Origin of the sequence: Micromonospora sp. NPDC049004 (assembly GCF_040649315.1) — a bacterium.
In the GTDB taxonomy this organism is placed as follows: domain Bacteria; phylum Actinomycetota; class Actinomycetes; order Mycobacteriales; family Micromonosporaceae; genus Micromonospora.
Genome location: NZ_JBEZFG010000001.1, coordinates 615,125 through 638,964, shown reverse-complemented (window position 1 = coordinate 638,964; position 23,840 = coordinate 615,125). Strand labels below are relative to the sequence as shown.

The window sequence follows — 23,840 nt, the reverse complement described above, 5'->3', positions numbered from 1 at the left end:
GAGCGCCCGGCTGCCGCACCCCGCGACCCCAGGCAGACCCGCACGCCATTCATGTTCTCCAATAGACTGCGGATCTAAGCCACCCCGGGCGACGGAAGGACCCCCGATGGACGATCGAATCCTCACCCGGCTCCTCTCCGTCCTGCTGGCCGCCGTCGTCGGCACCGGGCTGTCCGTGCCCGCCGCCGGGCCGGCGGAGGCCGTGCGGACAGGTCTGCGGGCCGCCGACCCGAGCGTGATCCGCGTCGGCGGCACGTACATCTCCGCGCAGTCGGCCAACGGTGGGATCGCCGTCCGGCAGGCGTCCTCGACCGACGCGCTCGCCGGGGCCACCGCCCGTCAGGTCTGGTCGGACACCCGCGACCTGGGCGAGGTCTGGGCACCGGAGATCGTCACCGACGGTGGCCGCTACCACATCTACTTCTCGGCGGGGCGCGGCGCGGCGCACCGCATGTACGTGATCAGTTCGGCGTCACCGGCCAGCGGCTACACGGCCGAGCGGCAGCTCGCGCTGCCCGGCGGCAAGTGGGCCATCGACGGCAGCCTGTTCACCTTCAACGGGCAGCGGTGGTTCGTCTGGTCGGGGTGGGCCGGCGACACCAACGTCGAACAGAACATCTACCTCAGCCGGATGAGCGACCCGCTCACCCCGACCGGCAACCGGTTCATCATCTCCCAGCCCCGGGAGAGCTGGGAGCGCGTCGTCGGCAACCCGTACATCAACGAGGCCCCCGAGGCGATCCGGGACCCGAACGGGCAGCTCCACATCGTCTACTCCGCCAACGGCAGTTGGAGTGACCAGTACTGCCTGGCCGACCTGCGCCTGCGGGCCGGCGGTGACCCGACGTACGTGTGGGACTGGTACAAGTCCAACGGCTGCCTGTTCGGCTCGAACCCGGCCACCATGATGGCCGGCTGGGACCCGACCCTGCATGTCAACGGCCCCGGCCACCACAGCTTCGTCCTGCTCAACGGCGACATCGCCACGAGCCCACCGGCCGGGCCGCGGTTCCCGCTGATGTTCCACGCCGTCCCCAAGGGCACCCCGTACTCCTGGGCCAACCGCTACTGGTACACCGGGACGTTCTGCTGGTGGGGCAACACCACCTACCGCCGCGCCAACGTGCCCGGCCCCACGGCCGACACCGGGTTCGGCATCAAGTTCTTCGAGTGATCCGCGCGCGGCCGCACCGCGTCCGCGCGCGGACCGGTCAGCGCGACACACGGGTACGGCGGTAGTAGGACCAGCCGGCCAGCGGCAACGCGATCGCCCAGGCCAGCAGCAGTGGAAGGCCGATCAGGACGCCCGTCGGTGTGAAGATGTCCTGCGCGTCGGACTCGGACAGGTCGGCGGCGAACTGCCAGGGCAGGGTCGCCGAATATCCGATCATCACGGCGGATCCGAGGACCGTCGGGGTCAGCGGCACCCACGGTGGCACCCGGCGTCCGTGCAGCCCCGGCACCCACCGGGGAAAGGTCAGTCCCCAGTCGCGGATCAGGCCGAGCGCCAGGACGCCGCCGAGCCCGGCGAGGACGCACAGCAGGCCCAGATAGAACGCGCCGGCCGGCAGGCCCAGGAAGCCGTCGACCGGGTGATCCCCGACGCCGGGCCCGCGACCGTGGTACCACTGCGCGAACGGGTCGGGATTGGCGAACAGCGGGATGCCGAGGATCCAGGGCACGTGCAGCGGGATGAACCCCAGCACGGGCGCGATCCACGCCACGTGACCGGCACGGCGGGCCCATCGCGGTGGCGGTGGTGTCGTCGAGGCGTCGACGGTCCGGGTCTGCGTCACGGTCGTAACCCCCATCGGTGGGAAGCGTCGGTTCCTTCCGCGATGACGCTGCCCGAACGGCACGACCAGCGAATCCCCGCTCCGAGGGAGCCACGTCCCCGCCCCCGGGGAGCGGGACCGTCGGGGGCGGGACGCGCGGCCCGCGTCGCGTCACCCGCCGTTGAGCGGGCGGTACGTCATGAGGACGACGCCGGACTCGAAGGGTTCGGCGGACACCAGCGCCAGTCGTGCGGGCGGTCGCCCGCCGTCGAACAACGCCTTGCCCTGGCGCAGGAACAGGGGGTGCACCAGGAGGTGGAGTTCGTCGATGAGCCGGAGATCGGCAAGGGACCGGATCACCGCCAGACTGCCGTAGACCACGATGTCGCCGCCGGACGCGCGCTTGATCTCGGCGATCTCGTCGGGGTCGACGCGCGTGATCCTGCGGGTGCCCTTCCAGTCCGCGATGTTTCCCGAGGCGGAGACGACGATCTTCTCCAGGGCGTCGAGTCGCTGGGCGTAGCCGCGGACGGCGGCCGGTTCGTCGGGGTTGCGGGCGGCGACCGGCCAGTAGCCGGCGAAGTCGGCGTGGGTGGTCCGGCCCAGCAGCAGGCTGCCGGCGCTCTCCACCAGATCCCGCTCGTACGTCTGCAGCTGGTCGTCGGCCAGCAGCCAGTCCATCTCGTCGTCCGGGCCGGCGACGAATCCGTCCAGGGTGATCCACATCGACACGACGATCTTCGACATGCGCTCCTCCATCAGGTGTGTTGATGCGGGTCAGCGACCGCCGGCGAGCGCGGCTCGGACGGGTTCCGGGGTCCGGTCGGGAAAGCGCTCCTGGAAGTCGACGACGCCGACCCACGTCGGGCGCAGGCCGATCCGGACCATCCGCAGGCCCGGCTTGTCGATCGCCGCGAGGTAGGTGTCGCCCGCCTCGTCGCCCATCCCCGCGCGCTGGATGACGGCGTACTCCGGCAGGACGCCCTCGACCTCCGTCAGGGTGACCTTGCCGCGCAGCATGAGCACCTCGGGTAGCCCGTTGGCGGTGTCGATGCAGATCGCCACGTCCGGCCGGGCCCGCAGGTCGCGGATCTTGTACGTGCCGGCGAACGCGCCGACGACCAGCTCGTCGCCGGTCCACAGGAAGTTCACCGGGATCAGTCGCGGCGTCCCGTCCCTGCTGGTCCAGGCGAGCCGCGCCACGGGGGCCGCGAGCAGGCGCCGCGCCACGGGGGTGTCGAGCAGCTTCACATCACCCTGCGGCAGGCTCGCCGTCTCGGTCTTGGGCAGGCTCATGAGAGTCAAGCTAGAGGCACAACTCCTACAAAACAAGCGTCACTCCTGAATTAGGAGCCGTGTAGTGTGGAGATCGTGAGCGGCGGGCGTAACTACGGGGATCCGTGCGGTGTCGCACGTGGACTGGACATCATCGGCGAGCGGTGGGCGCTGCTGGTGGTCCGCAACCTGCTGCTCGGCCCCCGGCGCTTCAACGACCTGCTCGGCGGGCTCCCCGGGGTGAGCCCCAACGTGCTGAGCCAGCGACTGCGCGAGCTGACCGAGCACGGCGTGGTGCGACGGCGGGACCTGGGGCCGCCGGCGCGGGTCCACCTCTACGAGCTGACCGCATGGGGGCGCGCGCTGGAGCCCATCCTGCTGGAGTTCGGCCGCTGGGGAAGCCAGTCCCCGCAGCTACCCGAGGGCGCTCTCGGCATCGACTCCCTGCTGCTCACCATCAAGGTGGGGTTCGATCCGGCGCGGGCGGGCGATCTCCGCGGCGTCTACGCCTTCCACATCGACGCCGACACCTACCTCGCCGAGGTCGCCGACGACTCGGTGCAGCTGCGCCGCGGCACGACAGCCGAACCCGACGCGACACTCACCACCGACATCGACACCCTCCGAGCCGTCTGCGGGCAGCAGATGACCATGGCGGCGGCAGCGGACGCGGGCGTGCTCGCGCTGACCGGTGACACGGACGCCACACGGCGCCTCACCGATCTCCTCCTGACCCCGTTCACACCCCGCGACCTCGCCGACGACGAGACCTAGCGGCGCGGGTGACGCCGGCGCTGCCCCGCCAGCCGGGCCAGCAGGTCCTGGTACGCCCGGGCCCGGTCGGCCGCTCGCGGTGACAACACGTCGGCGCTCATTCCCGCGTACGCCTCCCGCTCGGCCGCGACGGCCGCCTCGTCGACGAGTGCCCGGGACGCTCGTTCCCGCTCCCGGTGCTGCTCGTACCAGGGTCGGACGGCTCTCGCGGCGAGGTACAGGCCGGCCGCGACGCAGCCGACCGCGATGAGCAGCAGGAACAGGAACGCCACCACCTCGTCGAAGGAGGGCAGAGCCCCGGCCCGGCCGACGGACCGCTCCAGCTGCCGGTCGTCGCGGGCGTCGAGGTAGTCGGCCGCGCCAGCGCCGCCCAGGACGACGAACACCACAAAGGCGAGCACCTGCACCAGCAGGCCGTACCGGGATCGATCGATCCAGGCCACCGCCGAGGCCGGCCTGGGCGCGTACGCCGCGCCGAGTCGGAACGCCGACGGTACGAGCACGATCGCCGCGGCCAGCCCGCCCGCCACGAGCTGGGCGCTCAGGACGCCCGCGACCCGCGGATCGGGCCAGCCCCGGGCCAACCAGGTGAGCAGCACGAGGAGCCCCGTCCACCCGGCGACGAACGTCAGCGCCCGGCGTACGGCTGCCGCCCGCGCCGCCGGCCTGGCCCGTTCCACCTCGGCGGCCCGCCACTTGTCGATCTGCCGCTGCACGGCTCGGCGCTCATCGGCGGCCTGGTGTCGCTCCGCCTCCCGCCGGACCCGCTCGTCGGCATTGCGGGCGTCCCGCGCCTCCCGTCGGGCCTGCTCGTCGGGGCCGACGAACGGCGCCAGCAGGTGGGGCCGGTGCGACTCCCGCAGCGGGTGCCGTGGTGGCAGGTCGGCCGGGACCCGCCACCCGAAGTCGGTGCCGAGGACCACCCGCATTCCACCGACCAGCCGGTCGGGCAGGAGCGTCGCGACACCGGCGGCGTCCCGCCGGTCGTCGAGGCCGTCGACGACGAGCACCAGCCGCTCGCCCCGCCGTTCGCACGCCTGGGCCGCGTCGAGGTACCCGCCCAGCAGGTGCGCCTCCCGGGTGGACCCGGTGAGATGACCCGGCATGGACCCGTCGGTCAGCTCGACCAACTGCTCCAACACGACGTCGATGAACGCGTCGCGGGTCTGCCGCTCGGTGCGGCCGGCGACGACGAAGTACGACACGACCCGTACGCCCGGCGGCGGGTGCAGCACGAACCAGGACAGCAGCGCGGTCATCCCGGCGCCCCGGCCAGCCTCCCACCGCAGGTACGCGCCCGACCCGTCACCCGTGCAGAAGGCCGTGAGCCGCGCCAGCTCGTCCTCCCGGTCGAGCAGGTCGGCCGGGGCGATCCGGTGCACCTCCGCCAGGTACGCCGACCGTACGACCGGGCCGAAGATGTTGTACTGGCGGCTGTGGGGGCCGAACTGCACGCCCCGGGCGTGGCGGGCGTCGACGCCGCGAGACGGGTCGTCCTCCGGCTGCCGACTGTCGCCCATCTGCCGGTTGCCTCAGTTGAAGGTGATGTGCTGGGTGCTGTAACTGCCGAACTGGACGCCCTTCGCCCCGCGCAGGTCGACCTGGCCGATCTCGGTGCGCACGTCGGCCGTCTCGGCCTGCGCCAGCAGCTCCCGCGCGAGGCTGAGGATCTGCTCGTCCCGGTCGACGCCCGCGCGGGTGAGGTCGTCGGCGAGGCGTACCTGCCAGACGCCCGAGTCGGCGCCCTCGGCCTCGAACGCCCGCAGCGCCTCCTGGCCCTCGCCGGTCAGCCGGCGACGCACCAGGCCCCGGAAACTGTCGGCGGCATCGCGGACCACGGCGCTTGTCGCGTCGGTGACGCCCGTCGACGCACCGAGCGCCAGCGCGGCGAGAAGCAGTTCCACACCGTCCACACGCACCTCCGTCATCAATGCCAGCATCGTGCCCCCATTGCACCATCCGGGCACCGCTCGCGGACACCCCGTCGGGATCAGCGGGTGCGACGCCGACTGTCCACGCAGGTCGCGCCGGGCGCGTCCGGCGATTGTCCGGATCACGACAGCCCGGCCACCGCACCATTCAGGACGGCGGAACGCCGCCGCCCCAGCGCGACGGTGACGACGCATGGCGGCGCGTTCGGGCCAGAGGCGGGGGGTGACCGTGCGCTTTGTCGACGCCGCCCACTCCGGGCGGACACTGGACGGGTGGTTCGAACGACGCGGACATCTCCATCTGCGTACGCCGGAGCTCACCTGCGGAGCCGCAGACCGCCGCGACGGCCGCTAGCGCGACATGAGGCGGCGCAACGCGTCCGGCACCTCGATGATCTCGGCGTCGCTCGGCTTGCCGATGGTGACCGGCTTGGCGAAGTCGGAGAACGTGGCCGTGGTGGCGAAGGTCGGCAACGAGACGGTCAGCGACGTGAGGTAGCCGTGAGCGTCCACCGACGCCTCGTACGGCACGGACTGCGACACACCGCCGTGGCGTTCCAAACTCTCTGCCTTCGCGGGGAGGAGGCCCCGAGACACCCCTGCCGGCGCCACGCCGAAGTCGAGCTTGCCGGAGTAGGTGCCCTCCCCCGTACGCGTGGCGGCCGTCATGGCTGCGGCGAAGCCCTTGATCCCGGCCGGATCGAACGCGTCCCCCAGGTGCACCACTGACGCCGAGGCGAACTCCGCCGTCGGGAACCAGATGAACTTCGTCGGGTCGAGGTTCGGCATGTAGGTGCTGCCCAGCGTCATCCACGCGTCGTCGCCGACCACCCGCACCCGGGACTCGACAGCCTCGCCGCCGGTGCCCGTGGTGACGGTCAGGGTCAGCGCCCGGCCCGCCGGGTCGGTGTCGCCCGCCACCTCGACGTTCGGCGCGCTCAACGTGACGTGCGCGGGCACCCCGGCGGTCTTGGCGGCCGCGGCACGCACCTGCGCGAGCGGGTCGGTGGGGGCAGGTTCGGGCGTTCCCTTTCCGCCCGACTCGCAGCCTGCCACCAGCACCAACAGCCCGACGAGCAGCCAGCTACGAATTGCCATTTCCGAACCCCCGTTGATCGACAGCCGGGGCAGACTACCGCGCACCAGGGATCGACGTGGCCCTCGGCGTTCCGCCTCGGCGCGCACCGCTTCGCCGCTCTCGCCAGGGTGGCCGAGAAGGGCGCGTCACGGCGCTTCGCGGGTCGTGGGCGCTGGAGAACTGGCGAGTCTCGCTGGTGGCCCGACGACGGAAGCGCCGCCCGTGGCTAGGGTGCAGGCATGGTTGATCGGCGCCAGGTGATGAACTTCCGCGTCCAGGCCCAGCAGCTCGACCGGGATCAGGGCACGCTCGCCGACACCGCCCTGCTGGACATCGGGGTGCAGAACACCGGCCCGGACGGCGCCCGGTGGGCCCTCGCTGCCCGTGGGGTCGACGTGACCGCGCTGTCCGACGCCGACGTGGTCCTGCTCTGGACGGTGCGGGGCGCACCGCACCTCTACCGCCGGGCGGACGTCGGGCACGTGGTGGCCGCGGTCGAGCCCTTCTCCGACGCCGACGCGGGCAAGCGCATCTACGACGCCGCCAAGCCGTTGAAGGCCGCCGGCATCGGCAACCTCGCCGCCCTCGACGAGGTGGCCGGCCGGATGCGGGAGATCGTCGCCACGCCGACGGTCAAGGGAGACGTCTCCGGCCGTCTGGCCACGGTGCTGCCCGAGCCGTACCTGCGGTTCTGCCGGGTCTGCGACGCCACACACCTGTACGAGATGCCGTTCCGGCTCGCCGCCGCGCGGGCGGGGTTGGAGTTGCAGCTCGACACGTCACCTCCGGTCCTGCGGCGCATCACCGGGTTCGGCAAGGCGTCCGCCCCGGCTGACCGGTTCGACGTCATCCGCGCGTACCTGCGCCTGCTCGGCCCGGCCACCCCGAAGCAGGTGGCCGGCTATCTCGACGCCCCGGTCAAGGACGTGAAGGCGCGCTGGCCCGACGACGTGGTCGAGGTGACTGTCGACGGCGAGTCCCGTTCGCTGCTGGCCGCCGACGAGGAGGCGTTGACGTCGGCCGGCGGCGGCGTGACCCGCCTGCTCGGCCCGTTCGACCTGTTCCTTCAGGCGAAGGACCGGGCGACCGTGGCACCCGACGCCGCCCGCGCGAAGGAGTTGTGGCCGGTGCTGGGCCGCCCCGGCGCGGTCCTGGTCGACGGCGACCTGGTCGGCACCTGGCGTCCCCGCAAGTCCGGCCGGACGCTCACGGTCGCGGTCCAGCCCTGGCAGAGGCTGTCAACCGGCACGCGCGAGGCCATCACCGCACAGGCCGAACGCCTCGCCGCGCACCGCGAGGTGTCGCTCGCCGGCGTCGACTTCGACAGTTAGCGGGCGCGGGGGCCAGACCGACGCGCGGCGGCCGTGCGCGACCGCGGCCAGCAGGACGCCCGATCCGCCGGTACGCACGGGTACGGCGTGACAGACTGTGGGGCGTCCTCGGCCGTCGACACCGGTCAGCGAACCCCCTCCACGTTCGGCCGCGGCAGGCACCGGCGCCCGGCGCGTGGAAGGGGCGGGGATGCAGCCAACCTGGCTCCTGGCGCTCTCCTGGGCCTCGCTCGCGGTCGGCGTCGTCAGCTTCGCGATCGTCCTCGCCGACACCTACCTGCGCGGGCATCGTCAGCCGGTCAAGGTCATGGAGATCGTCTGGCTGGTGACCGTCCTCTACGTCGGCCCGGCGGCCGTCCGCCTCTACTGGAACTGGGGCAGGCCGCAGGCGCTTGAGCCACGACGGCGGGACGACAAGCCTCGACGGCCGCACCGGGGCGTCATCCTGACGCAGGTGTCACGTTGTGGCGCGCACTGCGCTCTCGGCTTCATCGTCGCCGAGGTCGCCCTGTACGCGCTCAGGTTCGACCCGGCTCGCAACGGGCTGTGGATCGCCTACGTCGGCGACTATCTGGCGGCGGTGACGATCGCTGTGCTCTTTCGGTTCTTCGAGGGGCCGGCTCGCCGCGTCGCGCAGATCTGGCGCGCGCTGACGGCAGTCGTGAGGGCGGAACTGCTGACCATCACGGTGTTCGAGTCGGCGCTGTTCGCGTGGCTGACGCTGGCGCACCACATGGTCTTTCCCGAGCCGCCCCTACGGCCCGACAGCCCCACCTTCTGGTTCGCCGGTCAGATCGGGCTGATCGCCGGCTTCGTCACGGCCTGGCCCGCCGCCTGCTGGCAGGTCGGCCGAGGGCTGCGCGTCGGGCCACGCTGACGGTCGCGGGGGGGGGCCGGCGGGGGCCGCCCCGCGCCCGCAACAACCGCCGGGGGCGGGGGCCGCCCGCAGGGCCCCCGGCGCCGGGGCCCTCCACCACCCCCCCCCGGGGCCCCCCCCGCCGCGGGGGGGCGCGCCCCGCCCCCCCCGGCCCTCCCGCGGGGGGGCGGCGCCCCCCCCCCCGCCCCCCCCCGCGACCGATCACCTGCCTCGTGGCACGGTCACGCCGCGAAGGCCGCCTGGCCGACCGGGAACCGGACGCCGGTGAGGTCTTCCGAGACGGCCCAGAGGCGTTGTTGCACCGTCAGGTCGTAGGACTCGGGGCTGGACGTGACGAGCTTCGGGTAGCCACGCGTCTCGCCCAGGCCGTCGGGGCCGTAGTACTGCCCGCCGAGGACGGACGGGTCGGTGGCGGCGCGCAGGGTGGGCAGCGCGCCCGCCGCCGCGGGCTGGGTGATCACCGGGGCGAACCAGGTGATCGGTGCGCGCACGGCCGCCGGGGCGTTACGGACCAGTTCGGTGTTGGAGACGCCCGGGTGCGCGGCCACCGCGACCGTGGTGCCGTGCGGGGCGAGCCGGCGCTGCAACTCGTAGGTGAACATCAGGTTGGCGAGCTTCGACTGGCCGTAGGCGGCGACCCGACTGTACGAACGCTCCCACTGCAGGTCGTCGAATCCGATGGCGGCGCGGATGCGGTGCCCGACGCTGCTGACCGTTACCACGCGGGAGCCGGGCACGGGCAGCAGCACGTCGAGCAGCAGGCCGGTGAGCGCGAAGTGGCCCAGGTGGTTGGTGCCGAACTGCATCTCGAAGCCGTCGCGGGTGGTCTGCTTCGGGGTGTACATCACGCCGGCGTTGTTGATCAGCAGGTCGATCCGCGGGTGGGTGGCACGCAGGTCGGCCGCGGCGGCGCGCACGGATTCCAGCGAGGTCAGGTCCAGTTCCTGGACGGAGACGTCGCCGTTGATCCGGGCGGCGGCCCGCCTGCCCTTCTCGGTGTCGCGTACGGCCAGCACGACCGACGCCCCGCGCTCGGCGAGCAGCCGGGCGGTCTCGAAGCCCAACCCGGTGTTGGCGCCGGTGACCACTGCCACCCGGCCGTCCTGGCGCGGAATCTGCTGCTCGGTCCAGTTCATCTCAGGCTCCCAAGGTACCGCCGGTAAGTTATGCCCGAACGGTAATGTACCGCCGGTACACTGTCAAGAGACCGGCGGTACCTAAGTTAGGGTTGGCGTCATGACGTTCCAGCGGGCACGCAGCGAGGAGCAGCGTGCGGTCCGGCGCCAGGCGATCCTGGAGACGACCTCGGCGATGCTCGACGAGATGTCGGTGGCCGAGGTGACCCTGAACGAGCTGAGCCGGCGGGTGGGCCTGGCCAAGACGGCGGTGCTGCGCTATTTCGAGTCCCGCGAAGCGGTGCTGCTCGACCTGCTGGACGACCGGACGGCGACCTGGCTGACCGAGCTGGAGCAGGAACTGGGCCAGGGCGTCGACCCGAGCCGGTCCGCGCGGGAACGGGCCGAGCAGGCGGCGGACGTGCTCAGCCGGTCGCTCGCCGCCCAGACGGTGCTCTGCGATCTCTTCGGCGCACAGGGCGGAGTGCTCGAGCACAACGTCTCGGTCGAGGCGGTCCGCCGCCACAAGCGCGCCTCACTCGCCAACCTCGCACGGATGGCCGACCTCATCCGGCGGCACCTGCCCGAGGTCGGCGAACGCGCCGAACTGTTCTGCCTGCAAGCCCTGCTCGTGGCGGGCGCGGTGTCCGCCTACACGTCGCCGCCGCCGAGCCTGCTCGCCGTCTACGAGTCCGAGCCGGCGCTCGCGGTCTACCACATCGACCTGCGGACAGCCCTGCGGCTCGCGATCAGCACGTCGCTCGTGGGCTTCCTGCCGCGCCCCTGAGCCCGCTGCGCCGCAAGGCTTGGAGGCTCAGCACCTGGCGCCGCGCGGAATTCGATGGCCATGAGGCTGCGCGCGGTCTACCCTGGCCCGCCGTGCCCTCCAACGAACAGATAATCCGACAGGCCCTGGACCGGATCGAGGCGGGATACGTCTTTCCCGCGAAGGTCGCCGACATCGACGCCGCGATCCGGCGTCGTCTCGCTGCCGGCGAGTACGACGACCTGGACGGGCCGGCGCTCTGCACGACGGTGACCGCCCACCTTCAGCAGGCGTGCCCGGACAGGCATCTGCGGCTGCTCTGGACGGACCAGCCGCAGTCGCTCGATCCGGCGGACGAGGACGGCGGGCGGGCCGCGTTCCGCGCGCTGCTCAGGGCGGAGAACCAGGGGATCCGCCGGGTCGAGCACCTGGAGGGGAACGTCGGGCTCATCGACGTGCGGCGCATCGCGTACGCCGACGAGGGCGCCGCCGCGATCGGCGCGGCCATGCAACTGGTCGCCCTCAGCTCCGCGCTCATCCTCGACCTGCGCGCGTGCACCGGCGGAACACCGGAGGGCGCCGCGATGTGGTGCAGCTACTTCTTCCGCGACGACCAGGTGCATCTCAACGACTTCTACGAGCGGTCCACCGGCGCCACCCGCCAGTTCTGGACGACAGCGCACCTTCCCGCGCCGCGCTACGCGGACCGTCCGGTCCATGTGCTCACCAGCGCGACGACGTTCTCCGGGGGCGAGGACGTGGCGTACACCCTTCAGGCGCACGGCCGGGCGGTCGTCGTCGGGGAGACGACCCGCGGCGGTGCGCACCCGACGGCCCGCCACCCGGTCACCGAACACATCCTCGTGACCGTGCCGACCGCCCGGACCATCAACAGCGTCACCGGCACCAACTGGGAGGGCGTCGGCGTGGTCCCCGACGTACCCGTCCCGGCCGACCAGGCGCTCGACACGGCGCTCAAGGCCATCTCGGGTGCATAGACGCGCACGCGGCGGGACCGCACCGGGTCCCGCCTCGGCCCGTGTTCCCGGCCGGTCGGTTGCCGACCGGCCGGGAACATCGCGTCAGGCGGTCGTCATCCCGCGGGTCGCCAGCTCGCTGAGCGACACAGCGCCGCTCGCGCCGAACGCCGCCCGAGCCACCGCCGGTTTGCGCAGCTCGAACACCTCGACGAGGATCGTTGGCGCTTCGGACCGGCGGCGGATCCCGTCGATCTCCTGCCGGTCCGGATTGAACGGCAACGTCTGCCACTGGTTCGCGGCCTGGTGCCAGTCGGACGAGATGGCCGCGGCCAGGCCGTCGAGCAGGCTCTCGTAGTTCTCCTTGCTGATCGCCCGACCCAACCCGTACCGCTCGCGCAGGGCGAGAATCTCGCGCGAAGCCTCTCCGGAGTAGCTGTCGTTGATGCCGAGCCACCAGTGCGCGAAGTAGGTGCCCTGGTAGCCCTGGGCCAGGTAACGCGCCCCGTCGTGGTGCACCTCGATGACGAAGTTGTGCACCTGCGGGAACTGGCAGTCCAGCAGCAGGACGGTCTGGGCGGTGGCGGGCTGGACGCGCAGCGCCTGCTTGAGCGCGGCGCCCTTGCCCTTGCCGTAGGTCTGGCTGGACAGGCGGACAGGCTCGCCGCCCCTGTGGCGCAACTGCTCGCGAATCTGGAACGCGGCTATTCCGCAGTTCGCCCACCTGCGGCTCTCGTCGCGTCGGGTGATCTGCGGGTCGCCGGTGCGTCCCGTGCTCCCCACCGCCGCGTTGAGCTTCGCCAGGTCGCCGTCGCCGACAGCCTCGTCACGCTGGCGTTGGCCCTCGTCGGTGGCACGGGCCATGTCGTTGCGCGCGTAGCTGGTCGCGGCGGTGATGGCTTCGGCCCAGGTCCCGAAGGTGCGGTGCTCCAGCAACGTGCTCGCCGACCAGTCCACCAACGCCCCGACCACCTCGCCCCTGAGGTCGCTGGGCAGGAGCGGTGTGATCCGGACCAGGATGTCGCCGCACGCCTTCTCGTCGGTCTCCAGGTTGGGGATCTGACCCTTCGGCGGGTAGGTGTCCCGCTCCTCCGCGATGATCAGCATCCGAACCTCCACTGTCCGCTGTGTACGGCCGCCCCACGGCGAGCCGGGTTCCAGATTGGACTTTCCGTGAGCAGGCGAACACGGAACGTCGGACTTCCGTCCCGAACCGCGACGTCACCTCCCGGCCCGCGACGACCCACGCGCGCACCGTCGGGAGAGATGCCTGACGGTGATCCGCCACTGTTCGGGCCCAGGCCGTCGCGCTGCGGCCTGGGCCCAGACGGTCATCGGGGCAGCCGAGCACCGATATTAAGAAAGTTAAGGTCCGACTCTTGGAAGTTGAGGATTCTTAAGGTACAAATTTAGGTATGACAGATCAGGCGATGGACTGGCAGGAACTCACCAGCCTGACGCGGGGGCAGCCGTTCGTCGTCGAGCGGGTGCGCCTGGCGGGCAACGGCGTCGCGATCGAGGGCGAGTTCGAGCTGCCGCAGCTGGCTCAGCTCAACGTCGAGGATCAGGTTTTCGTCACTGCGTTCGTGCGCTGCCACGGCTCGATCAAGGAGATGGAACGCATCTTCGGGGTGAGCTACCCGACGATCAAGTCACGGCTCAACCGGATCACGCAGATGCTCGACTTCGTCGAGACCGACCCGGCGCCGTCGCGGGCCGACGTCATCGACCGGTTGCGCCGCGGTGAGATCAACGCCCAGCAGGCGTTGGCCGAGCTGGAAGGCCGGTCGTGATGCCGCAGTTGGTGACCGTGAAGGTCGATCGCCCGGGCCACCGACCCATCCGCTTGTGGGTTCCGGTGCTCCCGGTGGTGCTCCTGCTCTTCCCGGTCGTGGTCCTGGTCGCGCTCGCGGCGATCGTGGCCTGCCTGGTGTTCCGCATCGGCGCGGTGCGGGCACTCGGCGCCGGTTGGCGCGTCATCTCCGCGCTGCCCGGCGCCCGTTTCGACATCGAGCAGGGCCGCACGGCCGTGCTCGTGGCCATCCGATAGGAGAGGTTCGACATGACCGAACAACGCAAGGACATCCTCGACATGCTGGCCGCCGGCAAGATCACCGCAGAGGAGGCGGAGCAGCTCATCGCCGCACTCGAACGGGACCAGGCACCGGCGGCGGCAGGTCTCGACGCCCGACCGAAGGGCAAGCTGAAGTACCTGCGGGTGGTGGTGGACGCCACCGACAACGGCGAGCCGTCGCGGGTCAACGTGCGGGTGCCGCTGCAACTGCTGCGGGCCGGCGTACGGCTGGCGGCGCTGGTCCCGCCGCAGGCGCTGGTCAAGGCCAACGCCTCACTCAGCGACTCGGGCGTGCCGATCGACCTGACGCAGCTCAAGCCCGAGCAGCTGGAGGCGCTCGTGGAGCACCTCGACGACATGACGGTGGAGGTGGACTCCCCCGATGCCACCGTGCGGGTCTTCTGCGAGTAGGCGCCGTCCGACCGGACGGCCCCTCGAGAGGGTGCTGCAACACCCTCCCGAGGTCTGCGTCCGCCGCAGCAGAGCACAGGTGAACTGCCAACCTGAAGTCTAGCCACGCGACCCAGCGGAGGGACCACTCGTGCGAGTGGTCCCTCCGCTGCGGTTCTCGGCGCCGCCCGCCGGTCCGCCCGCTCGCTCGCCAAGATCCGCGCAACTTCCCTGATACTGCTGCCTCCGCCATCCGGGAGACAGCAACATCCCTGATGTTGTGCGGATCTTGAGAGCGAATCAGTGTGACGGGGGCACGCTGATCGGGGATCGGAGACCCGCCGACCTCGTCAGCCCACCCGGCGGAAAGATCGCGATCACGATTCGCGCTTGGCCTTGGTGCGACGGACGCGCCGGCGAGGGGTCTCATCGCCGCCGGCAAGCCGGGTGAAGGTCAGCATGTTCGCCAGTGCCACGGCGATGATCGCGAGGCCGACCTGGATCGCGAGCACGATCCAGTCCCAGCGCAGCACCCACACCTTCACGCCGGCGTCATCGTCGACGTGCAGCGCCCTGGCGACCACGGTGCCCAACACCGCCGAGCCGACGCCGAGAACGAACGTGGCGAAGATGCCGATCCGCTGCCTCCCCGGCAGGATGAGCCGGCCGAGCAGGCCGACGAGAGCGCCGATGAGCACCGCGCCGAGATAACCAGTCACCAGCATTGCCGTCTCCCCTCCAGCAGTGCCGGGGTACATGCCCGCTTTTCACGTTCCCGGAAACCCCGGTCGGGTTCGCCCGTGACATCAGCGGCGGAGGGACGTTCGTGGGTGGATCCCCACCACGCGACTAGCAGGAACCGTGCCAGTTCACCTTGGTCACGATCACCTGAAGGTAGAAGATGTTGCCGCGCGGGGTGGCACAGTGCGTGATGACCGTCGATGCGTCCTGCCACGTGTGGTGGTATTCCAATTCGACGTTCGCGGTCGTGTAGTTGTAGAAGGTCTTCGTCGGGGCGCTGCCGGTCCACGGGCCGGTGGTCACCAGGGACGGGGTCTCCGTGGGGCCGGTGTTCACCGGAGCCCAGTTGGGCCAGGCGCAGAAGGTGCCCTGCTGGCAGTTGCCGGGCGGCCACGGCTCCTCGTCCGGCCACGGGCCGGCGGCGGACGCCGACGCGGCGGGGACGGTGGCCAGCAGGCCGGCGGTGGACAGGGCAAGGGCGAGGGACTTCAGTCGCACAGATCTCTCTCTTCCCAGAGGCTTTGGTCGATGAAAGTTACCACCGGGAAAATTGAGAGGTCAAGCATCCAATTGACCGACGTCTACGTCAGGAATCGCGGAAATTGCTGGTCAGCGTGGGTTTGTTGCGGCCCGTCAACGGGTGAGGCCGCCGAGCGTGGCCAGTCGCGCCACGCCGGCCGGCGCCGGCTGCGTGCGGGCGACATCGGCGATGGCCGTACGCCCCGACGGCAGTGCCCGGGATACCTGCCCGGATCTCACGTTCCCGGAAACGCCGCCGGCCTCGAACCCCGGGATCACCGGTCCTTGCGGAGCAGGACGGTCAGCGCCTGTCCGTCGGTCGTGCCGAAGGTGCCGTCGGTGGGATGTCCCAGCGCGGCGGCGAGGGTGCGTACGTGCAGATCCACCACCGCCTCCACCAGGTCGGCCAGCACGGAGACGGTGCCACGCCCCCGCCGCCAGCCCGCCACGCACAGGCCGAGGCCGACGACGGCCGCGGGCCACCACAGCAGGCCGAGCGCCAGGTACAGCAGCCCCCAGCCCACCCGTCGGGCGGCGGCGGCGAAGTCGGCCTGCGCGAGGGCGAGCGGGCCCCGGGTCTCCTCGGGCAGCAGCAGCCACAGTCGGGGCCAGGCGGCGGCCAGGTCCAGGCCGTAGCAGGCCCGCACGCGTACGGCCGTGGCGAGCATGCGGTCACCGATCCACGTCGGCCGGTCCGGCTCGGTCACCGCGATCCGGTCGCAGGCGCGGGCGAGCGCCTGGGTGTCCGGCAGCGGTCCGGTGGTGTGGTCGGCGGACCGCAGCCGGCGTGCCTTGTCCCGCAGGGCGTTCTCGTACCGGTCCATCGCGGCGTTCCACAGGCGTCGCCGCCGGCGGGTCAATGCCTCGCCGGCCCGACCCCAGTCCTGGGTCCACAGGGCCAGGACCAGGCGTTCCAGGCTCTGGGCGGCCAGCGCGGCCACGACGCTGCCCAGCACGACACCGAGCACGATCAGCAGCGCGGACCCGGTGCTGCGGGCCGGTGGCCCGAGGGCGAGCCGGTCCACCTCCTGACCCAGCAGCGGCAGGTCCCACCAGTGTGCGTGGCCGAGGCGCACCGCCGCGGCGGCGATCGCCACGAACACCAGACCGGGCAGCGCCAGGGCGGCGAGCCACCGCTCGGCCAGCTTGCCGCCGAGCGAGGCGATGACCGCGTTCACCGGTCCATCCGGAACGTCGGCAGCGGGCAGTCCCACACGGCGCAGCGCGGCGGCGAGCCGGCGTCCGGCCGGGGGATCTCGACCCGGTCGCACAGGTCGCCGGGGCACACCTGCACGATTTCCGGGCGGCGGCCGTGGATGCCGGCCAGCGGCAGGTAGCGGTCTCCCCGGACCGTCGTGTCGCCGCCGACCAGCCCGCCGACGCGCATCAACTCGGTCACCTCGGCGAGAACCGCGTCCACGGCCTGGTCGGACAGCGACAGGTCCCGCAGCCGCGCGAGGGCCCGCGCCGGTTCGGGGCCGAGCAGGTCGCCCACCTGCGCGATGTCCGCGCAGACCCGGGCCAGCCGGGTGGCCCGGTCGTCGTCGAGCTGCCGGTCCGGCGCCGATTGACTCATCGGCTGATTATCTCCTGTCGATGTGGCGTGCGGCTGGCAGGCTGGGGAGCAACCGCGACGGGGAGGTGCGCTGGTGAGTCGCTCCGCAAGGGACGTTGTCGACCACTGGCGTCGTGCCGCGGCCGGGCAGCCGCGCGGCGACCGGCGGTGGGCCGAGGCCCAGGTGGAGCTGGGGGCCGCGCTGCTCGACAGGTACGACACGGACCGGGCGCGGGAGGACCTGATCGAGGCGACCGTCGTGCTGGAGGCCGCGATCCGCACGATGGCCGACTCCTTTCTGGCCCAGGAGTTGGGTACGCCGCACGGCGTCCGCGCGCTAGCCACGTACACCGACGTGCTGCTGGCCCGGGCCCGGATCGAGAGCGAGCCGCAGCTCCTGGACATCGCCGAGCAGTATCTGCGGTTCGCCGAGGACACCTCGGCCGACCTCGCCAACAGCGCGGTGCTGATGCTCAAGACCTGTCAGGTCTACCGGGTCCGGCACGACTTCGACGGCTCGGTCGACACGCTCTACCGGCTCACCGCGATCGCGAAGATGGCCGAGACGTGGATCAGCGCGGAGCACCGGCCCGCGTTGCGGGGCATCCACGCGGAGGCGCTGCTGCGCGCCTACCAGCTCACCGGTGTGGAGGACTACGTCGACGAGGCGTTGGAGCTGGTGTCCTCGGTGGACGCCACCGGGCCCAACCAGGACCAGATCGTCATGCTGCGAGCCCGGTGCCTGCTGGCCAGGGCGGCCGGGACCACCCACGTCGCCGATGTCGAACGGGCCATCGCGGTGCTGCGGGACCACACGCCGCAGGGCGTCGATCCGCGTTTCCTGCTCGGGCAGACGTTGCTCACCCTTGTCGACCGCACCGGCCGCGCCGAGTTGCTCGGCCAGGCCTGGGAGGAGTTCGCCGCCGCGCTGAACACCGTTCCCGAGCGGCATCCGCACCATCGGACGGCGCTGGCCAGCCTCTCCACCGTCGGCATGAAGACGCACCAACTGACCGGCGACATCTCGGCCCTGGAGATGGCGATCGGCCTGCTGCGCCGGGCGCTCGCGCTCTCCGTACGCGGCGAGGCCAACCACGCGTTGTACCTGGACCAGTTGGGCTACAGCCTCCGGTTGCTCTACGACGCGACCGGGGAGCCCGCCTACCTCGAGGAGTCGCTCGTCCTGCTGCGCGGGGCGCTGGACGCCCTGCCCGCGCACGATCCGCAGCGTGTCGAAACCGGGTTGTCCATCGCCCAGGGGTTGCGGGCGACCTATCTGCGTACTGGTGAGAAGGCCCTGCTCACCGAGGCCGCCGAGCGGGCGCGCGTCGCCGGCCGCATCGACTCCGGGGCCGTGCCGGTCCGGATCCAGGCCTTCGACAAGGCGGCGTACACGCTCACCGCGCTGGGCCGGTGGGAGGAGGCGACGGATGCCTTCGACGAGGCGATCACGTTGCTGCCCCGGCTGGCCTCGCGGGGGCGTACCCGGCACGACCAGTACGCCGACCTGAGCTCGACGGCCGGGGTGGCGGCGACCGCCGCCTCCTGCGCGATCGGCGCCGGGCAGCCGGAGCGGGCTCTGGAGCTGCTGGAGCGCGGGCGGGGCCTGCTGCTGCACCAGCGGTTGACGGCCGACGGCGAGTGGGCGGCGCTGCAACGCGCCGACGGGCGTCTGGCGGCCGACTTCCAGCGCATGCGCCGGGACTTCGAAGCGCCCGTCCCCGAGTCGCCCCGACCCACCACCTTCGGCCGGGACCGGGAGACCGAGTGGAACGTGCTGCTGGACACGATCCGTAAGCTGCCCGGCCTGGGCGATTTCCTGCGCCCGCCCAGCGCCCGGCAGCTGCTCGACCGGGTCGACGGGCCCGTGATCGTGCCGATCGCCAGCGAGTTGCGCTGCGACGCGCTCATCCTGCGGCAGCACCGCGTGACGGTGCTGCCGCTGCCGGATCTGTCGCTCACCGACGCGATGACGCAGCTGCGGCTGCTCCGGGAGGCCACCACCACGGCGTACGAGCCGGCGGCGGACGCGCGGAGCCGGCTGCGCGCCCAGTCGGTGCTCACCGGCGTGCTCGACTGGTTGTGGCACGCCCTGGTCGGGCCGGTGCTGGACCGGATCGACGCGCCCGGCGGCGCCGGGAAGCTGCCGCGCGTCTGGTGGTGCCCGGTCGGCCCGCTGGCGTTCTTTCCCCTGCACGCCGCGCAGGCCGGCGCCGGCCGGTCCGCCCTCGACCGGGTGGTCTCCTCCTACACCCCGACCGTGACCGCGCTCGCCCGCAAACGCACCGCGCCGCGGCAGTCCCGGCCCGACGCCCGGTCCTGCGTGGTGGCGATGCGCGCCACCCCCGGCGGCCCGGGGGCGCTGCCCAGCGCCGAACGCGAGGCCGCGTCGGCGGCGCGGGCGCTGCCCGGAGCGTGGGTCGGGCTGGACGCGCAGGCTACCCGGGAGCAGGTCCTGGACCGGTTGGCCGACTCGGCGTACGCGCACTTCGCGTGCCACGCGGTGGCCGATCCGCACGACCCGGCGCAGGGCCGGCTGCTGGTCCACGATCACCAGGACAACCCGCTCACCGTGGCCGACGTGTCCAGGCTGGACCTGGACGCGGAGTTCGCCTTCCTGTCGGCCTGCGCGACAGCCCAGGCCCCGCCGACGCTCGTCGACGAGTCGCTGCACATCACCGGCGCCTTTCAGCTGGCCGGGTTCCGGCATGTCATCGGCACCCTGTGGGAGGTCGACGACGCGGTCTCCCTCGCCCTGACCACCGCCTTCTACGCACACCGCGACGCGACTGGGTTGGCGGCGTACGCGCTGCACTCGGCCGTGCGGGGGCTGCGGGACCGCTACCCGCTGGCGCCGACGCTGTGGGCGGCGCACATCCACACCGGAGGCTGACCTGTCAACGCCCGTCGATGAACCGGACCAGCGCCCGGGCCTTCTCCGTGTCGGGATGACCGGGGCCGTGCACGCGTTCGCATCCGGCCAGCGCGGCGCGCGCCTCCGGGCCGGCCCGCCGGTCACCGTCCTCGACAAGCAGTTGGGCGAAGAGCGTCCGCATCTCCAGGGTCGCGGGATGGTCGACGCCTCGCCCTCGCTCGCTGTCCGGCAGCGTGTCGGCAAGCAACCGGATCGCCTCGGCCCGCCGGTCCACCCCGGCGAGGGCTCTGGCCAGGGAGTGCCGGGCGTGCAGACGTACCCCGTCGGTGTTGCTGAGCGCGCGCCCGGCGTCGTCGGCGAGCGCCCGGGCGGCCTCGACCGCCTCGGCCGCCCGGCCGTTGTCGAGCAGGACGACGAGCAGGTTGCTGCGGGCCTGGAGGGACACCGGGCTGGTGGGGCCGACCGTCCGGGTCAGCCGCTGGACCACGTCCCGTAGCGCCCGCTCGGCCTGCTGGCTGCTGCCCTGCAGGTGCTGGAGCCCGGCCAGCTTCATCTGGCAGGCCAGGGTTTCGGCGTCGTCGCGGCCCAGCGTTCGCGCCATGCCGTCGGCGACCGTGCGCAGCAGCGGCTCGGCCTCGCCGAGGCGACGCAGCTCGATCAGCAGCCAGCCCAGGTTGTTGCCGCTGCGCAACGTCTCGGCGTCGGCGTCGCCCAGCACCCGACGCCGCGCCTCGTAGACGTCCCGTTGCACCCGTTCGGCCTCGGCGTGCGAGCCGCGCTGCCAGAGCGCGAAGGCCAGGCTGTGCCTGCTGCGCAGGGTGTCCGGATGCTCCGGCCCGAGCGCCGAGCTGCGCAACGCGACGACCTCCTGATAGACGGCCACGGCCTCGGCGACGTCGTTGGTGCGCATCAACTCCCGCGCGTACTGGGTCCCCGCCTCCAGCGTCCGCGGATCGGTCGCGCCGTACTCCTCGTGAAAGGCGCGGTACTGCAGCCCGTAGGCGGTCGGACCACCGACCGTCTTGGTGGTCGAGCGCCCGCCGTGGGTGACGGTGATCTCGATGACCGGGACTGACGACGTCGATTCGCGCGGTGGCTCGTCGTCGCGTTTCCGGTCGCGGTTGAACCATCTGCCCACTGCGCGCACCCCCTGCGGTGTCGATGACCTCACGACCCGTCACGGACAGCAGACTATCGACCCTGGCTGATTCCGTCGCCGCAGCGGCCGCCGTGCGGGGCGCCCGGTTGGGACGGGTCAAACCGGCACGGCAGACCCAGGAACCCCGAGGCGGGACGTTCCTCGCAGTCAGGCCAATCGGCCGCAGGCACCGACGGTCCGACCACGCCAGCGTCAGCCACTGACGCGATGCTCATCAGATGCTCATCGGTCTGCGGCAAGGTCGAGAGGAACGCCTGCCGACGTCCGGCAGGTGCACCGGTCGGCGACCACTTACGAGGAGAACAGCACGTGGACCTGCAGCTCAGCGGCAAGACCGCATTCATCAGCGGATCCAGTCAAGGCATCGGTTACGCAACCGCGAAGGCCCTGGCCGGCGAGGGTGTGAACGTGGTCCTCAACGGCCGCGACCCGGCAAAGCTGGCCGAGGCTGTCGACGTGTTGCGTCGGGAGGCGCCCGGAGTGTCCGTCACTGGCATCCCGGCGGACTTCTCGGTTGTCGATGACGTCGACAGGCTGTGCGACGAACTACCCAGCGTCGACATTCTCATCAACAACGTCGGGCTCTTCGAGCTCAAGCCTTTCGACCTGATTTCCGACGAGGAGTGGCGGCGCTACTTCGAGGTGAACGTGCTCAGCGGGGTCCGGCTTGCGCGGCACCTCATGCCGGCAATGCTCGATCGGGGGTGGGGCCGGATCGTGTTCGTGAGCAGCGAGTCGGGCGTCAACATTCCCGCCGACATGATCCACTACGGCACGTCCAAGACGGCGATGCTCGCAGTGGGCAACGGCCTGGCGAAGCTGACGAAGGGCACCGCGGTGACAGTCAACTCGGTGCTGGGCGGCCCCACGTATTCCACCGGCGTCGCCGAAACGGTCAGGTCGCTGGCCGATGCCCAGTCCCTCCTCGAGGACGACCTGAAAGTGGCGATCATCGGCGCCAACCAGACCTCCCTGCTGGGACGCTTCATCGAACCGAGCGAGATCGCGAACACCGTCACCTTCCTCGCCAGCCCCGCCGCGTCCGCGATCAACGGATCGGCGGTACGCGTCGATGGAGGTGTGCTGACAACGATTCTGTGAGTCCGCGGCGGGATTGACCGGCCGAGGCGTGTACCGGTCGGGCAGTCAGCGGGTGAGGCCGACCAGCGTCGCCAGTCGCGCCACGCCGGCCGGCGCCGGCTGCGCGCGAGCGACATCGGCGATGACGGTACGCGCCAACGGCCGGCACCGGACCTCGGCCGGCGCGACACTGTCCGCGTCGACCAGCGCCCGTGCCGCCCCGCGCAGGTCACCCACCTGGAGGTACGCCCGCGCGACGTCGACGAGGTAGGCGCCCCGATACTCGGCCGGCAACCGCCGCCACGCCTCTCGTCGAGTCAGTGTCGAGTGCCTGTGCAGCGCCTCGTTGGCGTCACCCCGTTGCGCCGCTGACAGCACCCGCGCCAGGTCGACGGCGATCGCCCCGAAGTTGGTGCGGTGCGTGTCGTCGTACCCCCGAAGGTTTGTGGCGACGCCCGCGGCCCGGTCGGTCAGCTCGTCGGCGCGGCGGTGCTCGCCGCAGCCGGCGGCGGCGAGCGCGGCCTGGAGCAGCAGCGTCCCGCTCACTGCCCACTCCCCCGCCGACCGCTGCGGCCGGGTGCGGTTCGCGGCGGCGAGCGTCGCGGTCAGGGCGAGGCGGTCGCGGCCCGACGCGCGCAGCGCCTGGCCGACCGCGATGGCCGCCGTCGCCGCGAGGGCGGGGTCGTCGCCGGCGGCGCCGATCGCGCGGTCGGCTGCCAGCCAGGCGAGGTCGGCCTCACCGAGCTTGACCAGAAGCGACGAGGTGATCCGGTACGCCGGCACCAGCAGCTCTGCCGACCGCGCGCCCTGGGCGGCGTCGAGCAGACCCGGCAACAGGCGCACCAACTGCCCGTAGTGCGCGTGCTGGTAGGTCAACCAGGCGTGCCCGACCTGCCGTCGCAGCTCATCCGTCTGCGGTGGAGCGTGTGGATTGTCGTAGCGGGCGAGAGCGGCGCGGATGCCGTCCACCCCGTCCGGCGTGCCCGCCGGGGTGCTGCGTTGCTGGCCGAGCAGCGCCTCCGGCTCGACGCGCAGGACGTGGGCCAGTTCCTGGATCACCGAGTACCGGTCCAGGGGGCGGACGCCCCGCTCGATCTTGTCGACCCAGCTCTTCGACCTCCGCAGCCGGTCGGCGAGCATCTGCTGGGTCATCTGCCGCCGTACCCGCCAGCTCGCCACCCGGCGGCCGATAGGGATGTCATCGTTGGTCACGCCGCCACCGCCGGTCCGGGACCGCGCGGGTCGTGTCCTCTACGGGTACGCGCTCCGCCTCGGCCTGGGCCAGGAGGCGCTGCTTGGCAGCCTCCCGCTCGGCCGCGTCGGACTGTTCGCCTTTGCTCGCGGACTCGTCGCCCTGCATAGCTGCCTCCGTCAACCTGGGCGTCGCGCTCAGCTTCGCCATCATTCGCAACTCCTGGGATCAGCAAAGCGGGCGGCTTGTCGGCAGACCAGATGGCAGGCGATGCGCTAGATTGCGCTGTTCAGGACGTGGGTTGCGCGGGGTTGCGCAGGTCCCCATCAGACGGCGGCAGCCCATAGGCTCGTCAC

26 protein-coding genes are annotated in these 23,840 nt (G+C 71.9%); 11 read left to right on the top strand and 15 right to left on the bottom strand.

Translation table 11 applies throughout. The features are described from left to right. The first annotated feature begins 106 nt into the window (after positions 1-106). Positions 107-1,174 (top strand): glycoside hydrolase family 43 protein, encoded by a 1,068-nt coding sequence (locus tag AB0B97_RS02780; protein ID WP_357490118.1) that lies wholly within the window; start codon positions 107-109, stop codon positions 1,172-1,174. 37 nt (positions 1,175-1,211) lie between these two features. Here the strand turns inward: AB0B97_RS02780 and AB0B97_RS02775 are convergent, their stop codons facing one another. The 3 genes from AB0B97_RS02775 to AB0B97_RS02765 form a co-directional block, all read right to left on the bottom strand. Continuing rightward, a complete protein-coding gene (locus AB0B97_RS02775; protein WP_357490116.1) occupies positions 1,212-1,796 on the bottom strand; it encodes a hypothetical protein in 585 nt (194 codons plus the stop codon). 150 nt (positions 1,797-1,946) lie between these two features. Then, entirely contained in the window at positions 1,947-2,522 is a 576-nt protein-coding gene (locus AB0B97_RS02770) for a dihydrofolate reductase family protein (RefSeq protein ID WP_357490114.1), read from the bottom strand. Positions 2,523-2,552: 30 nt separating this feature from the next. After that, the gene (locus AB0B97_RS02765; RefSeq protein WP_357490112.1) at positions 2,553-3,071 is read right to left on the bottom strand and encodes a pyridoxamine 5'-phosphate oxidase family protein; all 519 of its coding nucleotides are present in this window, start codon (positions 3,069-3,071) and stop codon (positions 2,553-2,555) included. Between the two features lie 75 nt (positions 3,072-3,146). Here AB0B97_RS02765 and AB0B97_RS02760 point away from each other — a divergent pair, with 75 nt between their 5' ends. Beyond that, positions 3,147-3,824 carry a winged helix-turn-helix transcriptional regulator gene (locus tag AB0B97_RS02760; protein WP_357490110.1) on the top strand — a complete coding sequence of 226 codons (678 nt, stop codon included), beginning with the start codon at positions 3,147-3,149 and terminating at the stop codon, positions 3,822-3,824. Here the strand turns inward: AB0B97_RS02760 and AB0B97_RS02755 are convergent. The 3 genes from AB0B97_RS02755 to AB0B97_RS02745 all read right to left on the bottom strand — a co-directional run bounded on the left by AB0B97_RS02755 (position 3,821) and on the right by AB0B97_RS02745 (position 6,853). Beyond that, complete coding sequence (locus AB0B97_RS02755) at positions 3,821-5,344, bottom strand: hypothetical protein (protein WP_357490108.1); 1,524 nt, start codon at positions 5,342-5,344, stop codon at positions 3,821-3,823. The two genes, AB0B97_RS02760 and AB0B97_RS02755, sit on opposite strands and share 4 nt — an antisense overlap. Positions 5,345-5,356: 12 nt before the next feature. Further along, entirely contained in the window at positions 5,357-5,752 is a 396-nt protein-coding gene (locus AB0B97_RS02750) for a hypothetical protein (RefSeq protein ID WP_357490106.1), read from the bottom strand. Between the two features lie 354 nt (positions 5,753-6,106). Further along, complete coding sequence (locus tag AB0B97_RS02745) at positions 6,107-6,853, bottom strand: hypothetical protein (protein ID WP_357490104.1); 747 nt, start codon at positions 6,851-6,853, stop codon at positions 6,107-6,109. 219 nt (positions 6,854-7,072) lie between these two features. Between AB0B97_RS02745 and AB0B97_RS02740 the strand changes: the two genes are divergently transcribed. Further along, positions 7,073-8,164 (top strand): winged helix DNA-binding domain-containing protein, encoded by a 1,092-nt coding sequence (locus AB0B97_RS02740; RefSeq protein ID WP_357490102.1) that lies wholly within the window; start codon positions 7,073-7,075, stop codon positions 8,162-8,164. Positions 8,165-8,354: 190 nt separating this feature from the next. Then, positions 8,355-9,041 (top strand): DUF4396 domain-containing protein, encoded by a 687-nt coding sequence (locus tag AB0B97_RS02735; RefSeq protein ID WP_357490100.1) that lies wholly within the window; start codon positions 8,355-8,357, stop codon positions 9,039-9,041. Between the two features lie 221 nt (positions 9,042-9,262). Here AB0B97_RS02735 and AB0B97_RS02730 read toward each other — a convergent pair whose 3' ends face one another. Beyond that, the gene (locus AB0B97_RS02730; protein ID WP_357490099.1) at positions 9,263-10,177 is read right to left on the bottom strand and encodes an SDR family NAD(P)-dependent oxidoreductase; all 915 of its coding nucleotides are present in this window, start codon (positions 10,175-10,177) and stop codon (positions 9,263-9,265) included. A gap of 100 nt (positions 10,178-10,277) precedes the next feature. Between AB0B97_RS02730 and AB0B97_RS02725 the strand changes: the two genes are divergently transcribed. Further along, positions 10,278-10,943, top strand: a complete 666-nt coding sequence (locus AB0B97_RS02725; RefSeq protein WP_357490097.1) for a TetR family transcriptional regulator — start codon at positions 10,278-10,280, stop codon at positions 10,941-10,943. 92 nt (positions 10,944-11,035) lie between these two features. Beyond that, the gene (locus AB0B97_RS02720) at positions 11,036-11,920 is read left to right on the top strand and encodes a S41 family peptidase (protein WP_357490095.1); all 885 of its coding nucleotides are present in this window, start codon (positions 11,036-11,038) and stop codon (positions 11,918-11,920) included. 84 nt (positions 11,921-12,004) lie between these two features. Here the strand turns inward: AB0B97_RS02720 and AB0B97_RS02715 are convergent, their stop codons facing one another. Beyond that, entirely contained in the window at positions 12,005-13,006 is a 1,002-nt protein-coding gene (locus AB0B97_RS02715; RefSeq protein ID WP_357490094.1) for a hypothetical protein, read from the bottom strand. Between the two features lie 308 nt (positions 13,007-13,314). Here AB0B97_RS02715 and AB0B97_RS02710 point away from each other — a divergent pair, with 308 nt between their 5' ends. From AB0B97_RS02710 to AB0B97_RS02700, 3 genes are all read left to right on the top strand, one after another. Then, positions 13,315-13,692, top strand: a complete 378-nt coding sequence (locus AB0B97_RS02710) for a DUF2089 domain-containing protein (protein ID WP_357490092.1) — start codon at positions 13,315-13,317, stop codon at positions 13,690-13,692. A gap of 74 nt (positions 13,693-13,766) precedes the next feature. Further along, complete coding sequence (locus AB0B97_RS02705) at positions 13,767-13,949, top strand: hypothetical protein (RefSeq protein ID WP_234583672.1); 183 nt, start codon at positions 13,767-13,769, stop codon at positions 13,947-13,949. Between the two features lie 12 nt (positions 13,950-13,961). Beyond that, complete coding sequence (locus AB0B97_RS02700; RefSeq protein WP_357490091.1) at positions 13,962-14,384, top strand: hypothetical protein; 423 nt, start codon at positions 13,962-13,964, stop codon at positions 14,382-14,384. A gap of 356 nt (positions 14,385-14,740) precedes the next feature. On the opposite strand, the gene AB0B97_RS02695 is transcribed toward AB0B97_RS02700, so the two are convergent. The 4 genes from AB0B97_RS02695 to AB0B97_RS02680 all read right to left on the bottom strand — a co-directional run bounded on the left by AB0B97_RS02695 (position 14,741) and on the right by AB0B97_RS02680 (position 17,199). After that, the gene (locus AB0B97_RS02695; protein ID WP_357490089.1) at positions 14,741-15,088 is read right to left on the bottom strand and encodes a GlsB/YeaQ/YmgE family stress response membrane protein; all 348 of its coding nucleotides are present in this window, start codon (positions 15,086-15,088) and stop codon (positions 14,741-14,743) included. Positions 15,089-15,212: 124 nt separating this feature from the next. Further along, a complete protein-coding gene (locus tag AB0B97_RS02690; protein ID WP_357490088.1) occupies positions 15,213-15,602 on the bottom strand; it encodes a hypothetical protein in 390 nt (129 codons plus the stop codon). 296 nt (positions 15,603-15,898) lie between these two features. Next, complete coding sequence (locus AB0B97_RS02685; protein ID WP_357490086.1) at positions 15,899-16,801, bottom strand: hypothetical protein; 903 nt, start codon at positions 16,799-16,801, stop codon at positions 15,899-15,901. Then, entirely contained in the window at positions 16,798-17,199 is a 402-nt protein-coding gene (locus tag AB0B97_RS02680) for a hypothetical protein (RefSeq protein ID WP_357490085.1), read from the bottom strand. Before AB0B97_RS02680 ends, AB0B97_RS02685 begins: the two co-directional genes overlap by 4 nt. A gap of 73 nt (positions 17,200-17,272) precedes the next feature. Here AB0B97_RS02680 and AB0B97_RS02675 point away from each other — a divergent pair, with 73 nt between their 5' ends. Further along, positions 17,273-20,071: a CHAT domain-containing protein gene (locus tag AB0B97_RS02675; RefSeq protein WP_357490083.1), complete on the top strand. Its 2,799-nt coding sequence runs from the start codon at positions 17,273-17,275 to the stop codon at positions 20,069-20,071. Between the two features lie 4 nt (positions 20,072-20,075). Here the strand turns inward: AB0B97_RS02675 and AB0B97_RS02670 are convergent, their stop codons facing one another. Next, a complete protein-coding gene (locus AB0B97_RS02670; protein ID WP_357490082.1) occupies positions 20,076-21,191 on the bottom strand; it encodes a tetratricopeptide repeat protein in 1,116 nt (371 codons plus the stop codon). A gap of 330 nt (positions 21,192-21,521) precedes the next feature. On the opposite strand from AB0B97_RS02670, the gene AB0B97_RS02665 reads away from it, so the two are divergent. After that, complete coding sequence (locus AB0B97_RS02665; protein WP_344359097.1) at positions 21,522-22,313, top strand: SDR family oxidoreductase; 792 nt, start codon at positions 21,522-21,524, stop codon at positions 22,311-22,313. Between the two features lie 45 nt (positions 22,314-22,358). On the opposite strand, the gene AB0B97_RS02660 is transcribed toward AB0B97_RS02665, so the two are convergent. Further along, positions 22,359-23,504, bottom strand: a complete 1,146-nt coding sequence (locus AB0B97_RS02660) for a helix-turn-helix domain-containing protein (protein ID WP_357490080.1) — start codon at positions 23,502-23,504, stop codon at positions 22,359-22,361. Then, on the bottom strand, positions 23,491-23,697 hold the full coding sequence (locus AB0B97_RS02655; protein WP_357490078.1) for a hypothetical protein: 207 nt from the start codon (positions 23,695-23,697) through the stop codon (positions 23,491-23,493). The genes AB0B97_RS02660 and AB0B97_RS02655 overlap by 14 nt, the downstream gene beginning before the upstream one ends. Positions 23,698-23,840 lie beyond the last annotated feature (143 nt).